Source organism: Acinetobacter sp. BMW17, assembly GCF_001592855.1.
Taxonomy (GTDB): Bacteria; Pseudomonadota; Gammaproteobacteria; order Pseudomonadales; family Moraxellaceae; genus Acinetobacter; species Acinetobacter johnsonii.
Genome location: NZ_LSOD01000046.1, coordinates 41,495 through 56,705, shown reverse-complemented (window position 1 = coordinate 56,705; position 15,211 = coordinate 41,495). Strand labels below are relative to the sequence as shown.

Below are 15,211 nucleotides of genomic sequence, written 5' to 3'. Positions count from 1 at the left end.
CCCCAGGTTGAAACTTAATACGAGATCAAAGGGGTCAATTTTACTTTGCCATTTGTAAGGTAAAAGGGGTCAATTTTAGAATGCCGTTGACACTAGCATTGCTGAATTTAAAAGCTCTTCATTAGTGATGCTCTCATCTTGATCAACCAAATTACTATTAATCTTAGAAAATCCTTGTTGAATCATAGTTTTAAGAGGGTAGTCAATCCGATCCTCGTATTCTTGATAATATAATTCTGAGTTAAATGATTTAGGGCGTTCCAAGAAATCAAGCTCATACTCTTTATCAATATTAAATCCAGAAAAATTTTCCAAAAAAAGCAATTTAACCAAAAATTTTAAATGATAATAAAAACCATTTTTATCATTTTTCGATAAATAATTTAATAATGTTTTAAAGCTATTAAAATTGAATTTAAGTTTATTATTTTTAAAATATTTTAAAAAATATTTAAATGAGTTAAACTTATAATGAAGACCTGAAGGAGTATTCACCTGTATATAAAAAACCAAGAAAAATTTCAAAATTTTCTTCTCATATAAGTCAAAACAATCAAAATTTAAATGAATCTTATTTCCAGAATAAAAAAACTCCCAAATATCAGGTTTAGTACTAATAAATTTTGTATCAAATGTAGATGCAAGATCAAAATTTATTAGTGGGGGTATCCTTAATTTATCAATAGTATTTAAATCCTCAGATGAGAATAGCTTAAAAAGCTGTTCATCACCCAAAGAATTAAGTTCAATATCTATTTGTTTATTATGAACTTTTTCCAAATATCTCACTCGTTTCAATAATTCTCTGAAGATTTGAGATGTTGGCTCTTTCTACGATAAATCTCTTGCCGTAGTAGGAAGGCATTAAACTCGTAGGAGACCAACCTCCAAGCACACGTAAATCATCTTGTGCTTTATCCAAAGAATTTTGACCTATATTATTAATCGAATTCCCTAGTTTATCCATGTTTTCATATTTTTTATATGAATGATTTAACATTAAATACGCCCATGTATGCCTACAAACATGAGGTGTAATGCTATTTATTGAGTCAAATGCTTTATTATCAAAGTGATGCGGTATTCTATATTTAATATTTTTATCTATAATTTTAAAAATTTTATTAATACCAGAATAACTCAAAGAAGAGTAGGGTGGTTTTAATGAAGTAAACAAGATATCTGAATTAATATCACTGCGAATTTCTTTTATATAAATATTTATAAATCGATAATCTCTTTCTTGTAATGTTATTACTCGATATGAAAATTCATTTTTAATTTTAGGTTTTCTACGTCTGTCATCATGTTCATCATCAGTATTGGTAATAATTAAACTATAAGAGTCATTCAATACAGACTTTTTAATCGAATTTACGGTCAACAACATCAGCTCACCAACTCGAAGTCCATAATTGAGCATTAAGTGAATGATTAGGAAATTCCTAAATTGAGTTGGTCTATTTTTAAATGGATTAAAAGCATTAGTATTGTTAGAACTGCTAGGTGATATAGTTTCATAAAGAACTTTAACCATTTCATTTGTCATACTTTTAAACAGATACTTTTTTTCACCATGTATGGTTTTAGTGGATTTCTTAATAATCTTTTTCTTAATCTGGATATGTTTTTGAATATTTGATTTAATTTTTTCTATTTCTTTTCTATCTAGATGAGGGTGTTTCCTTACAGTCAGATAGTCATCCATAAGAAAAGTATAAAATTTCAAAAAAGAGCGGATTTTGTTGCTAATATTTATATAACTTACTTTACGATTTCCTCCTAAGTATGTGACATCGCTTAAGTCATTATTATTTTCGAGGTAAATGATAAAATTATCAATTTCTTCATAAGTAAGTTCAAAATTATAATTTGAAGAATAGAAAAATTCGCAGAAGGAAATAGAGTATTTTTTATACCAAAATATATACCAGTCTTTTAGTGCCATCAAATCAGAATATTGCGTAGATAAGCTTTGAAACCGTATCACTCTCAAGCTAAACAATAATGGGAATAAGCATGGGAATGTCGACTCAGTATTAAATAATAATTTGATTTCATTCTCATTAGATATCTTTTGTTCTAACTGGATACTTTTGACTTCAAACATAGTGAACTTCATGAACTAAAATTTAGGTCAACATATCATATTTTTGATTAGGAATTTTATTTCTATAAGTTATTGATATTAGGTAGAAGAAGTATAAATATGAAGTAAATGTTAGGTACTCATGATTTAACATAATATACATTATACGTAATATAAGTTATTTATAAAAAGCCACACTTGATTATGTGGCTTTTTATAAATAACTTAGATCACATCAAATTCAATTCGACGGTTTTTCTTACGGCCATCTGCAGTTGCATTATCAGCAACAGGTTTGTTCGAGCCCAAACCTTCGACACTTAAGCGTTCTGCTGCAATACTTTTATTGATCAAATAGTTTTTAACAGCTACAGCACGTTCTTTACTTAAAACAAGATTCTTTGCAGCATCACCTGAACTGTCTGTGTGTCCAATAATTTTGACCTTTTTCCCACCAACCTTATTTAGAGCCACCGCCATTTCATCTAAGATCTGAGTCCCACTCACAGCCAAAACTGCACTGCCAGATTCAAATTCTATAATTCTGTTTTTAAGCGCTTCATCTATGATTTGCTGTTCAGCCTGATTGACAGAAAGCTGCGCATTCAAGCGATATGGTGGCGTTACTAAACTTTGGAATAAACTTGTTGTTGGCTGAACTTCATTTGAACTCGATATTTTTCCATTAAGTTCCATTTGCGTACCACGTACAGAAAGTTTACCTTGGTGAACTTTTTTTAACTCTGGAACTACCATATTCGCAACAGATTCACTCCAACCATTTGGAGCATTAACCGCTTTAACCTTTATTTTATCGATCACTTGGTCAGCGCCATAAACACTATACATCTTGTTTAAAATGATTTGCTTACTGGCATCATTTGGAACAACACCTTCAACAATAATCGGTTCAGCCCAGACATTCCCACTCAGGGCTAGCGTTAAAGTCAGCAGCCATTTATTCGACTTAAATCTATGATTTATTTTCATATTTTACTAATCTATAAAAGTTTTTTTAAAAAGTTTCACAGCTTGTATTAAGCTCAATTGCCGCTCACACAAAGCTTGCTCCAGCGTTGCCAAACCGGCATTTTGCTCTAAATATGCATCAATCCAATTCGCTTGAACCAATGAAACCCAGTGATCTGAATCTAACTTTTGCGTGAAAATTTCACTTAAAGTCATAATATCTGCCCCTTGAAAGCCAAAAAGCAGTACCGGTTTTTCGCTATGCAAAATCCCTATCAGAAGCTCAGCATTTTGATTTTGAATAAAAAAACTAATTAGATTGACCCAAAAAGCTGCAATTTCATAGCAGTAGCTAGAGTTATTAATAGGTAAAATCAACACTTTAGTTAAGCGACTAGTACCATGTTGAATGACGGGCTGTAACAATAACCCGAGTCCAATCATGCTTTGTGCAAGCTCGTAACTGCTCATTCTTAGTAATTGAGCAAATGAATGTATCGTATGGTGTTCATAAAATGCCGAAACTTCGCTGTGATTAAAAACTTGTATCTCATTATTTAATTTAGATAATTTATCGAGCACGATATTAGGGTCACGTATCGAACGTACCACACGATTCTTTTGAAATAAGTCGATTAAAGTTTGCTTATAGCGATATGGCGCATAAATAATATTATCAAAACTATTTTCAACTTCTAATAAATGACTCAATACCATTGGAAATTGACGGCCAGAACTATCGTGACTGGCAATCAAATTTGCCACAAGAAAATTATTTTCTTGTGGATTGGCAATAAAAAAGTCTAATGAAGGTAGCTTTTCATACGCTTGACTAAATCCCTCTGATTGCATGGCATGTTTTAATGCTTCAGTAATCCACTGATCAATCAGTTGAATTAAGGCATACTGACCGCGTGTTTTTAAGAAATCACCACGTGCAGGACATTTTCCGTAATATAAAGCTAAAGTCCGCAGTTCATCCATCACAATACTCCTTACAACCTAGCCACTTTCGAGAAATCATAAACGAGACTCCTGTATCCCCGATGTTGGAGCTTTAGGACTTGCAACAGTTGCTGAAGGTGTGGTTTGCGCTGCCACCACACGTACGGATTTATTGGTGACAATTTGATCGACCAGTTGCATGCCATTGTAACTGCGCTGCCCGCCTACTCCACCATTTGCGTCTCCGCTGATTAAACGGAAATTGACTTTTACTGCAAGCTCTGGATTTTGCTGATTTCTCCAAATCATTTCATAGCTTCCGCCACGTTGCGTTCGCTCAGCACCGTCAATTAAACGATTAATGCCATATTCACCAGGCGCCTCAAAAATCGTATGCGTTTTCCCATCTAAATCAATGGCTGTAATACGCGCGCCTGGAATTGCTCCAGCATTGGGCCATACAAAATTCACCCATTGTTGAATGCCGTTTTCATAAAGCATTCTTTGTCCATCGATATCAATGGTATAAGATAAAAACTTAGGATTTTCAATTGGGTAAAATTGAAAATTGGATTGTGCTGTAGTGGCAGGTGCAGACGAAGCTTGATTTAACGCTCCTGTTGCCATGCCATTACTTGGCGCAACATAGCTTTGAAAACTCATTACAAATTGTGGATTTAAACTAATCCCTAAATCTTTCCATGTCTTAGAGGTCAAGGTATAACCACGACGAATAACCAGTGGATCAAGATACTCTTTGACATAACGCGCAATACTGCCATTTTCACCAAGAATCTGGCTAATTTCATTGCTGGTTGCTTGTAGTGTCGCTGAAGAGTTAAATGGATATTTTTTACTCAGATTCGTATTGAAAGGTTGATAGACTTGCATAACCCATAGCTTATTCATCTCATCTTGTGCGGGGAGAATTAAACTTTCAAATGATTGTGTCAGAGGCGACATCAACAGCTTTTGGAGCAGTTTCTGATCAACCTCAGACAAGCCCACAGACATTTTTTCATCGACCAGTTTCTGTGTTGTATTAAAGACAGAATTTTGCTCATTAATGGTCGACTTAACCAAACTCATCGCAGATGGTCCAATATCCCCTGAGCTTTTCAAGTCATTGAATTTACTTCGGACTTGAGCTAAAGATTGCATGTATTCATCAAGCAAAGACTTATTTTGTTGGTCGTCACGCTTACGCACCAACTGATAAAACATCTGGAATTCTTTAGAAATCGGGCCTTGCGCTTGATTCATGACTTTGGCATCAAGCTGAGTTTCATCTCGTCTTAATACTTTGCGTTTAAACCAAGCCACAAAACCTGTTTGTGGCGCTGCCAGCTCCACCATTACGGCTGGATTGTCCCAACTGGTTTCTTTCGCAACGCGATCAAAAACACTACGAATGGGTGAGTTTTCAGGCTCGCCTAAAACTTGGACAAAGCTCGCCTGTTGTCCGTAATCCTTAGCTTTTGCATAATGTATCGCACCTAAAAATTTTCGCCACTCTGCAATATATTCTTTTTTATAGAGTTCTGTGAGTTGTTTACGGATTTGATCGGGACTACCACTAAATGATAAGTCATCTGATTGTGTGCTGTTGAGTACCCAGTCTTTGGTATCCGTAGGACGTTTTGCAACTTCATCGATAGCTTGTTCAACATATTCTGACCATGCAGCATGTGTAAACATACCCGGTAAGGCATAACTGCCTAAGATTGCATTTTGATTGGCATCACCAAGCATTTGTTTTATGGTTAATGCTGGATAACGAACAGCCGCGCGCATTTTTAATTCATTATAAACACGGTCTCGTGCAGGCATCCCGCGAACAACAGACAGAAGAACTTGACGCGTTTGATCCACCACCAAGCTGTCTGAACTGAGTACTGGAAATTTAGGATCACCAGCTAAAGTCATGCTATACGACAAAATTTGCTCTGCCTTTTGGATCATTTCTCCGCGCGGCATTTGACCACGATTATTATCCAACCATGAACGCCAGAAACGTGTGACTTGATCACTTAAGTGGCTTGCATCCATATATTGAGTATTGCCCATCATTAAATAGGCTTTTAAAGCATTGTATGCATCTTGTGGATTTGCATCATTAGGCTCTAAATATTGCTGTGTTTTTGCAACAGGCGTCAGCTCTACATTTGCATGGTTTGTGCGCAATTTTTCTTCATTGCTTTTCACCCGCTGTAGATATTGGGCAATATTTTGTTGTGTTGGAGTCAATACAATTTGCTCAACACCCTTTAAATATTCAGTTTTTAGCTTCTCCCGCAACTCATCTCCCTGATAGAGACCAAAACCCAGTTTTAAAGGACGATCTTCTTCAAATTGGTCCAACTGCTGCATACGTTCCTGTAAAATCAAGAGTGCACTCAGTTGTGTAGACAACTCTTGACCCGATTGCTTTTCAAGTAAAACGACTTTGTCTAAATCGGCTTGTACGTCTGCAATCAATTGCTGATTATTCCGATAAGACCACACCCATAGACTTAGAATAATAGCTACACCAAATAAAGCAGCAACAAAGGCAATATAACGCTGACGCTTTCGGCTAGGGTTAATATGTTGTTTAACGAGGTTCTTGTCTTTCAGAATAATGTCAGAAAATAAACCTTTTAAAAAATAGCCATGGTTTTGCGAAACTGAGCGCGTTGGAATGCCATTTTCATTGTCTAAACCTTTTTGCAATAAAAAGTCTTGAGCAATTTGCTCGGTCATTGGACTTTCAATAATGCCTTCTTGCAGTGCACTGGTGAAATAAAATCCACGGAAAACAGGTTTAAATTGATAAGGGTTATCTTCAAACAGGGTGCCGATAAATGTCTTTAACGCAGGCTTTAAGCTCTTAAACTCTAAAGGAAATGTCATGACACTTGGAGAAATATTCTGCGAGTGTCGACGGCTGAGATGTGTCGTACTGACGCCTTTTAAACCGTCATATAAGATGGAATAATGTTTTTCAAACAATTCAACAGCATTATTGGCCCCATCGGTTGTATAAGGCAGTGTCGCCCCCCAAACCTGATCAAACTCACCGACTTCATAGCATTCAAAAAACTCAGTAAAGCCTGCTATCAGATCCATTTTAGAGAAGACCAAATAAACAGGTGAAAAAACCTCTAAGCGCTCAGTAAGATCTTGAATCCGTGCACGTAAATTCTTTGCCAATTTGATCGACTTTTCTGGGCTGTTACTGACCAACTCAGCAATACTAACAATCACGATCAAGCCATTGATTGGTGCTTTTGAGCGGTTTTTTTTCAAAATATTTAAAAAACCTAGCCACTCAAAATGATCTTCCGCATAAACGGAATAACGACCTGCAGTATCTAATAACACGCCTTCTGTTGAAAAAAACCAGTCGCAATGACGAGTTCCACTTAATCCAGCAGAAACTGATTTTTGATGGGTTTCTTCAAAAGGAAATTTTAAACCTGAGTTATAAATGGCCGAACTTTTACCCGCAGCAGGATTACCAATTACCATATACCATGGCAACTCGTAGAGTGCAGCATTGCCCTTTTTATCTCCCAGTTTTGATTTTCGAATCAACTGAATAGATTCTTTCATTTGTTGCTGAATCAAATGAAGTTCATCTTTGTTTTTTTGTTTGCCATATTCTGCATTGGTGTCATGTGCAATGGCATCGGCAAGAGCTTCACCTTGTGCTGCATGTCGACGACGTACAATGAGTAAATAAATCCCCCACAGCATCAACCCGAATACATAACAAATCATCAATGGCCAAAAGATTTTGGCTGGAATGACGTTATACATGGCCATTAGTGCGACAAAACCCGATATAGCCATAATGGCTTTAGGATTGCTCACATACTGCCAAACATAACCTAAGACGTTATAAAATAAAGAATTCACAGTACTCTCTTATTCTTTTTTAATTTAAATGGTTGGTTCTACAGGGATATTACTGTCTTCACACGCATGTAGAAAACAATGTGTAGACAATTGATCAGTGCTATAAATCATCGCCATCAACTCATCAGGCAAATGCATACTCAACATAAATCCAAATACTTTGGCCAAATGCTGCGTATGTCCAAAGCTTTGTTTGGTATGAATGAAGTGATGCGATTCAATCCCACTTCGATCGAAAATTTGGTTAAGTTTTTTCATGGTTTGAATGTCTGTAATATCATCGAGCATCAGTACAAAAGGTTGAATATCCTTAAATTGTTCTAATTGCTTCATCGCTGGGGATGCAAACTGATTGGCAAGATTGGCCTCGTTTAGCGCAATCTTGAGTTGTTTTAAGGGTTTGATATCAAGTAATGGTAAAGAAGATGATGCTAAGCACCAACTAGAGGCATATTCAGCAGGCAAGTAATGGTCGGTTAACCATGTTTTTTCATCGAGCAGTTCTTGGTCAATTTCAGAATCTACATTCAGGATGAACGTAATTTCCTCTGACTGCTGAGAAATTTGCTCCAATAACAGCATCCAATCTTTATAGGCTGTTTCTTGACTGAAATAATGGTGCTCAAGATGAATTTGCTGCGTAATCACGCCCAGTGAACTTAAATAATCCTGTACGACACCACTGCTTTGTTCTTCATTCCAAACATGTAACATCGATTCAGGCAGCAGCATATGTATATTGATACGGTTTAATTTAGCAACCTGCTGCACATCAGGTTGTTCCTCTGGTTCATTGCTATCATATTCACTCGTAGGATCAATCCATGCCGGATGCATACGATACTCATAGGCCAATTCACTGTCATAAAATAAGGCCGATTGCTTTAAATGCTGTGAGATTTGCCACAATGTTTCTGCATGTTGCTCTAGTTGATGCTCGATCAGGGCTTGAATTCGCAGATGGCGCGGATGATCAACGACTTCATCATCATCCTGATTTGTAATGACATGGTCTAGTGCATGTATGCGATAAGACAACATCGGTAAGCCATAGGCGTTTTGTAATTGCGTATCGAGCTCTGGGCTTTTAAATTTTTTAATTTCGTCAAGAATCTCGTCGTTTTCCCCAAAGGCACTATATGCAGAAGATGAATAAATATTCAGGTTCAACCACTGAATTTCAACAGGTTCAGCCTGTTGGTTGTCATCATCTAGATCTTGTTCTACTTGCGCTTGTTTTTGCTGCTCTTTGCGCTTTTGGTGAGCTTTAATGCCATGATAAATAAATACTGGAGACCATAAAATTACGCACAGAATCAGTGGAAATAGAAGTAAATAATTAAGCAGGTCTGCCCCAGTTGGGTCATACTGAATGTCACGCCAGTAAAAAATGACGATTCCTGCGACAAGCAACAATAAGCTGCTCAAAGTACCAATAAAGAGCTTAAGCATGCCCCATCCCCATCAATGTATAACAGGTTTCATGATTGTGTTCGGTCGGCATCGGCATTAAAAAAGCGCCTTGTGATAAACCAATGGTCATCGTTGAACTCAGCTGAATTGGTTGAATATCCTCTTTCCTCAGGATGATTCTTAAATCCACCCCAAGCGTTGGACTGAGCCAGCTTGCGAGTAATCGTTTGAGTTTTATACTCTCAGCTTGGTCGGGTAAAAATTTTAAATACTCGGTGTACGGTACGGGGCCAACTTCTATTTCAATTTTTCCATCTATTTGACGGATATTTTCTCCACAAAAGGTATTGATGCCCAATTGGTTGGTATTCCCCCCCAGTGTGCTTCTTTGTTCAGGAGATAAGTGAAAGATCTCTTCCACAAATTCTTTAATTTTAAACGGTTGCTTAAACACACAGCTCAGCATGGTTTTTAGCGCATGTGCTGTATTATTTTGCCCCTGCATTAATCCAGCGAATTCAGCAAAATAATCATCTAAGTCCTGTTGCTCATGTTGAGCACTCACATAGCCATTTAGTGCATGCAAAATATCAAGGTAATGGTTTTCTTGCTCAATCTCATAGCGAATCGGTAAATGGTAAGCTAAAGATGCATCCACATATTGCGCCGTGAGCTTGTGATTAAATAAACCTAAAAAATGAAGTGTTTCATTCCGTTGTATACGCGCACTTTGTTTAATCTTATTGGTATAGCTATACGGTAAGGTACCCTGAATCCCAGTTAAACCAATCATTAAGTTGGTTAAGTGAATTTTTTCTTCGTCAAGGGTCAAACTCTCAATTTCTGCATTCGGAAAATTGAGATTCAGTGAACTATGAAACTTAAACTGCTTTGCCCAATCCCCTTCTTTTTGAGTATGGGGAGCTTCAGCATGACGTAATAATCGCGTGGCCTGAATAAATTCAAAAGCGTTCGGTTGTTTAACCAGTACGTCAACTATAGAAGTGTTTTGCCACCAACGTTCTGCACGCATTGGTATAACTCCTGTTGAGATTGAGCATCTGAAATAACAACATCGACAAAACTGTTCATCTGGACTTTTAGATTAAAGACATGCGACAACAACTGACTAAAAATATATAAGCTATGTCCTCGAAACACTTTCGAATCAATACCTAGATTTACTTTCAGCCCTCGTATAAAGAGTGGAAATGGTCTTGCATACACCATCTTTTGCTTTAATTCAAAATTAACCGACTGAATCGCATTAATAATAAGGTGGTTTTCTTTGAGCTGAGGCAGGTTATACAGTTCAAGCAATTCCTGAATATGGCTTAAAGCATCTCCCTTGGTGAGAGATAAAGTATTTAATGATAAATGCGAAATGATCCGCCATTGCTCTTTTTTATTTTGTTCAAAGTAATAGGGTTTATTCGGTCTTTTTAAAACCACAGCTCGCCGTGCCAGACTACTATCATTCAAATTTAATATATTGTTGGCTTGGCTCAATGCCTCATGGGGTAAATCACGATTGGAGCATAATAATTGCGTACTGATAAAATCAGATTTGGTTGTTTCAGGCGATAAATGTTTTGAAATAATACTATAACCTGTTTCAACATATTTATTTTGTAGCTGAGCCGAATTCAAACTATAAAAAAACTGAGTCTCATCCTTTTGATAATGACTCATCGCAAAGAATGGATAAATGTCAAAAGTAGTTTGATCTTTATTCGACTTTTCACGAATCATTTGCATTTTAGTAATCGAATAAGTTTGATAAAACTCAGGATGATGAGCATCGGTAATTAAAGGATATTCGAGTTGTTGATGATTAATTTTTTGAGGTTCAGCCTGTTTTTTAAATAAATTGATAACTGGTACTACATATAATTTAAAGTTTGCGATATTCAACTCGGAATAATTTCGAATATTCACCTGATCATTTAAATTTAATTTAAGATGAATCAAAATTTCAAACTGATTTTGCTCTTTTTCTAAATATTTTAACAAACCTAAGTTCATATTGAGAAAGTTAAATTTTTCAGAAAAACAGAAATATTCCATCAACAGCCGATATGCATGATGTGTATGTTGATCCAAGGGCAACAAACTTTCATTTTCAGTAAAACCCATGATACTAAACGGATTTGAGATGTCGATGACGCGATGACCAACCTTTAATGAAAATCCTGTGCTGGACTGGAACACCGCATCCAAAACTTGTAGTGGAAAATTGGATATCGCATCCAAATAAATAGGCAAGTTTTCTTTTTCTAAAGTTCGATGTGTCTGATTAAAAATATTAAATCCTAAGCTAAGCGTTGCATTTTGATTTAAATGCATATGTGCACTAGGATTGGTTTTAAAATTGAGGTGACTAAGTTCAATGGGTAATAGCTTTAGTTCTTGTGTGGTGCTAAATTCACACTGTACACCTTTAAAACTTCTTGATTTTATTGCAGTATTTTTAGGAATGAGATGAGCTTCAGTTAATTGTTTACACTTATTTAAGTCTTCAAAACTGACCACAGTACATGCAGGAAAAGGTTTGAGATATTGAGGAAACATCACCTCAAACAAAGACCGAGTAAAAATGTCGTAACTGTCCGCCAGTTTCTTATCAATTCTTGCTGCAATTAAAGAAAAGGACTGAATTAAGCGTTCAATATGCGGATCATCTACTTGCTCTTGGTTTAAGGATAAACGCTGAGCGATTTTTGGGTATTTTTGCGAAAACTCACGGGACTGCTGCCCAAATTCTTGTAATTGTTTTTCGTAGTACGGTAATAATTCTTCAATCACAAATCAGCCCCATTAAGCTCTTGCAGAAATAACATATTGTTGTGTTGTCGGTTTGAGCAAAGCATCAAAAATGACGGGTTCATATAAAGGATGAATATTTAAATAGGCTTGAATACTTAAACACAACGCCCCCATATTCTGTCCATCGAGCAACATTTCGACTTTGATTTGTTTTAGTCTCGGCTCATGCGCTGTAATAGACGCTGCAATCGATTGGCAAATTTTATCGCGATCGGTCGGATTCGCAGTCGATAATCCAACAAAATCAATGATTCCAAACTGAACAATGGACTTTTTTACCAACGGAAAAGCATCAATTGAATCATTAAAATTGGCCATACGACTGTTCAACAAATCTTCTAAGTCGATCGCGACGGATTCACGTAGCTCCTGAAGAGACATCCCCAATCGGTCCTGTTCAGTGGTCGGTAGTAATCGGTCAAATAGCGTTTTTCTAAACCCATAGGGATAAAGCTGATCTAGATTCATGTTGATTAAAATCATCTCGCATAAATAAAGGCCAACGATGGTTAGCCTTTATTTTTTCAGTTATTTTTATGCAGCGTATGATGCAGTATTGTTTGATAGAGACCATTTCTTGGTCACAGCACCTTTTTGTGTGCCATTAATATCTTGCTGGTTATACGTCCATTCCACAGCAGCATATTTCAAACCAAATCCTTCAAGTGGAACACCTTCTTCACTTACTGTTGGCGTAACACTTGAAACCAAAACATGCTTCAATTTAATTTGTAGATACTTGATGCGCTTATCGCCATTTGCACGATAAAAATCAATTTGTACTTCATCAAAGGTATAACCCGCTGAACATGCTTCCCAAAGTTTTGGACTGGTTGCATCCAAATCTTTAACAAACAGCATATCAGAATGTTCAACACGTTCCGCCGTATGGCCACCAACACTTGATGATGTTGCAGACTTTGGCTGACGAATATTATGTGACCAAGAGTTCACCTCTAACCAACCTTGGTGCTCTGTATCACGTGACTCGCCATCGACCTTATATTTACCTCTGAACTGTACGTATATGTCTTTCATTTGTAATCTTTTCCTATTCTAAAGTTATTATGTGTTGGCACTCAAATTAGTTTGAGGACTGAGGTAACTCAGTAACAAGTCGCAGTGATACTGACAACTCATCCAACTGGAAATGTGGTCTTAAGAAAACCACAGATTTGTAGTGCCCCGGTTGTGCTGGGTTCTCTACAACTTTGACAGATGCTTCACGCAGCGGATATTGCGCTTTCGCCTCTTGTGAAGCCCCGTCATCAAGCAAAATATATTGAGCCAACCACTCATTTAAAAATGTTTCAATGTTTCCAGCCGAAGCAAAGCTTCCGACTTTATCGCGCATCATGGCTTTTAAATAATGTGCAATACGTGAAACGGCCATAATGTACTGAATTTGGCTAGATAAAGCCGAGTTTGCATTGGCAGAATCGCTATTATACTTTTTAGGTTTCTGCGTCGATTGCGCACCAAAAAATGCTGCATAATCCGTGTTTTTACAATGTACTAAAGGAATAAAGCCAAGATCACTGAGTTCTTTTTCACGACGGTCGGTGATCGCAATTTCAGTTGGACATTTGAAGACCACTTCACCATCACTGGTTTTAAAGGTATGAACGGGCAACCCCTCTACCAAACCACCACCTTCAACACCACGAATGGCAGCACACCAACCATGCATATCAAAAGCATTGGTCAAACGCGTACCAAAAGCATAGGCTGCATTCATCCATAAATATTCATCATGATTTTGCCCAGAGACTTCTTCCACAAAATTAAAGCCTTCAGTCGCCGTACCTTCCTTAGGATGATAAGGCAGACGACCCAATACACGTGGCATTGTTAATGCAACATAGCGTGCATCATCACTTTCTCGGAAAGAACGCCACTGGACATATTCAGCGGTTTCAAAAATTTTGGATACTTCACGTGGACGGTCAATATCCGTAAAAGATTCCAACCCAAGAATGTTGGCATCTGCGGCAGAAATAAAGGGTGCATGTGCAGCTGCGGCAACATGTGAAATTTGTTCAAGCAAATACATGTCTGAAGGTGTACGATCAAACTCGAAATCGCCAATTAATGTGGCATATGGTGCACCACCAAATGACCCATATTCTTCTTCATAGATCTTTTTAAACAATGTACTTTGATCAAAGTCCGTTGCGCCTTGAAAATCCTTGATTAATTCTTTCTTCGTTGTATTCAACATACGAATCTTAATCAATGGATTAGATGGCGTTTCTTGGCAAAAGTAATATAAACCGCGCCATGTCGATTCAATTTTTTGAAATTGTTCGTCATGGATAATTTTACTGAGCTGCGTTGAAATGAGCGCATCAATTTCAGCAATACGCTTATCAATCGATAATGTCATATTTTCTGAAACAGTAATCGTCCCCGCCATCACTTCTTTAGCAAGTTCGCCAATTAAACTTTTCGCTCTATCATGCTCTTCTTCATTTCGAGCAATTCGACTACGTTCAACAATTGAATCTAATAGCGTAAATTCTTCAGTAGTATCTTGAGCAACTGCAGCGGATTGGGCATTATTCATTTTCAGCCTCCACACTCATTTTGCGTATTTGATCTGTATTTTGCAGAACTTGATCAAGTAGATCTTCTAAGCGCTCATTATTCGAAATTTTGTTACGCAAATCAGTCAAACGTTCACGAGCTTCCACTAATTTTCTCAATGGATCTACTTGCTGAACCACATTTTCAGGACGAAAATCTTCCATTGACTTAAAGGTCAAATCAACAGACATACGTCCACCATCTTCAGTCAATGTATTTTCAACTTGATAGGCAGCACGTGGTGCTAAGGACTCCATGACTTCATCAATGTTTTCTAAATCAACATTAATAAATTTTTTGTCTTTGAGTTTGGTTTTTTCTATTTCAGATGCCGCGGAAAAATCACCTAAAACGCCAACAACAAATGGTAATTCTTTGATTTCTTTAGCATCACCAACTTCAACATCATAAGTCAGTTGTACCCGAGGTGGTCGAATACGCTGTAACTTTTTTTGGACGCTTTCACGTTTAGCCATATGAAAA

General features: G+C 36.9%; 12 protein-coding genes. All 12 read right to left on the bottom strand.

Going from position 1 to position 15,211, the window contains the following annotated elements; translation table 11 throughout:
* Window positions 1–75 precede the first annotated feature (75 nt).
* Window positions 76–780, bottom strand: a complete 705-nt coding sequence (locus AXW61_RS14810) for a hypothetical protein (protein WP_155858682.1) — start codon at window positions 778–780, stop codon at window positions 76–78.
* A complete protein-coding gene (locus AXW61_RS14805) occupies window positions 764–2,110 on the bottom strand; it encodes a site-specific integrase (protein ID WP_062034913.1) in 1,347 nt (448 codons plus the stop codon). The genes AXW61_RS14810 and AXW61_RS14805 overlap by 17 nt, the downstream gene beginning before the upstream one ends.
* Before the next feature lie 204 nt (window positions 2,111–2,314).
* Complete coding sequence (locus AXW61_RS14800; RefSeq protein ID WP_062034912.1) at window positions 2,315–3,079, bottom strand: OmpA family protein; 765 nt, start codon at window positions 3,077–3,079, stop codon at window positions 2,315–2,317.
* Between the two features lie 6 nt (window positions 3,080–3,085).
* A complete protein-coding gene (tagF, locus tag AXW61_RS14795) occupies window positions 3,086–4,042 on the bottom strand; it encodes a type VI secretion system-associated protein TagF (protein ID WP_062034911.1) in 957 nt (318 codons plus the stop codon).
* Window positions 4,043–4,078: 36 nt separating this feature from the next.
* Window positions 4,079–7,903 carry a type VI secretion system membrane subunit TssM gene (gene tssM / locus AXW61_RS14790; RefSeq protein ID WP_062034910.1) on the bottom strand — a complete coding sequence of 1,275 codons (3,825 nt, stop codon included), beginning with the start codon at window positions 7,901–7,903 and terminating at the stop codon, window positions 4,079–4,081.
* Between the two features lie 24 nt (window positions 7,904–7,927).
* The gene (locus AXW61_RS14785; protein ID WP_062034909.1) at window positions 7,928–9,355 is read right to left on the bottom strand and encodes a hypothetical protein; all 1,428 of its coding nucleotides are present in this window, start codon (window positions 9,353–9,355) and stop codon (window positions 7,928–7,930) included.
* The gene (gene tssG, locus AXW61_RS14780; protein ID WP_058951977.1) at window positions 9,348–10,349 is read right to left on the bottom strand and encodes a type VI secretion system baseplate subunit TssG; all 1,002 of its coding nucleotides are present in this window, start codon (window positions 10,347–10,349) and stop codon (window positions 9,348–9,350) included. The genes AXW61_RS14785 and tssG overlap by 8 nt, the downstream gene beginning before the upstream one ends.
* Window positions 10,313–12,121, bottom strand: a complete 1,809-nt coding sequence (tssF, locus tag AXW61_RS14775; RefSeq protein WP_062034908.1) for a type VI secretion system baseplate subunit TssF — start codon at window positions 12,119–12,121, stop codon at window positions 10,313–10,315. Before tssF ends, tssG begins: the two co-directional genes overlap by 37 nt.
* 12 nt (window positions 12,122–12,133) lie before the next feature.
* Window positions 12,134–12,610 carry a type VI secretion system baseplate subunit TssE gene (gene tssE, locus AXW61_RS14770; RefSeq protein ID WP_062034907.1) on the bottom strand — a complete coding sequence of 159 codons (477 nt, stop codon included), beginning with the start codon at window positions 12,608–12,610 and terminating at the stop codon, window positions 12,134–12,136.
* 66 nt (window positions 12,611–12,676) lie between these two features.
* Complete coding sequence (locus AXW61_RS14765) at window positions 12,677–13,180, bottom strand: type VI secretion system tube protein Hcp (protein ID WP_004693082.1); 504 nt, start codon at window positions 13,178–13,180, stop codon at window positions 12,677–12,679.
* 46 nt (window positions 13,181–13,226) lie between these two features.
* Window positions 13,227–14,708: a type VI secretion system contractile sheath large subunit gene (tssC, locus tag AXW61_RS14760; protein ID WP_004693079.1), complete on the bottom strand. Its 1,482-nt coding sequence runs from the start codon at window positions 14,706–14,708 to the stop codon at window positions 13,227–13,229.
* Window positions 14,701–15,204, bottom strand: coding sequence for a type VI secretion system contractile sheath small subunit (gene tssB / locus AXW61_RS14755; RefSeq protein WP_062034906.1), 504 nt, complete (start codon window positions 15,202–15,204; stop codon window positions 14,701–14,703). The genes tssC and tssB overlap by 8 nt, the downstream gene beginning before the upstream one ends.
* Between the last annotated feature and the right edge of the window lie 7 nt (window positions 15,205–15,211).